The 420-nt window shown below is 53.3% G+C and carries 2 tRNA genes and 1 rRNA gene; all 3 read left to right on the plus strand.

The features are described 5' to 3' along the window. Positions 1-46: 46 nt before the first annotated feature. Positions 47-123: transfer RNA gene (locus tag M3223_RS23980), tRNA-Ile, on the plus strand. Between the two features lie 30 nt (positions 124-153). Further along, positions 154-229, plus strand: a tRNA-Ala gene (locus M3223_RS23985). Positions 230-331: 102 nt separating this feature from the next. After that, positions 332-420 (plus strand): 23S ribosomal RNA (locus M3223_RS23990); the annotation flags it as partial.

The raw sequence follows: 420 nt of genomic DNA on the forward strand, positions 1-420 counted from the left end.
GGGGATGGCGAGAAAAGCTTCAGGTGTTCCAAGTCCATATCGACGAGGGCCTTTAGCTCAGCTGGTTAGAGCGCACCCCTGATAAGGGTGAGGTCGGTGGTTCGAGTCCACTAAGGCCCACCATTTCGTCTCTTAGGAGACGCAACCTTATACGGGGCCATAGCTCAGCTGGGAGAGCGCCTGCCTTGCAAGCAGGAGGTCAGGAGTTCGATCCTCCTTGGCTCCACCAATACTGTTTTATCTTGTACCTTGAAAACTGGATACGAACGATATGAAATGCTGAAACATCCGATAGCTGTGGTCTTAACTGGAACTTGTCCTTGGACAAGATGGTTAAGCTACTAAGAGCGCACGGAGGATGCCTAGGCGCCAGAAGCCGAAGAAGGACGTGGCGAACCACGATAGGCCTCGGGGAGCTGT

This window comes from Paenibacillus pasadenensis, assembly GCF_023715725.1.
Lineage (GTDB): Bacteria > Bacillota > Bacilli > Paenibacillales > Paenibacillaceae > Paenibacillus_O > Paenibacillus_O pasadenensis_A.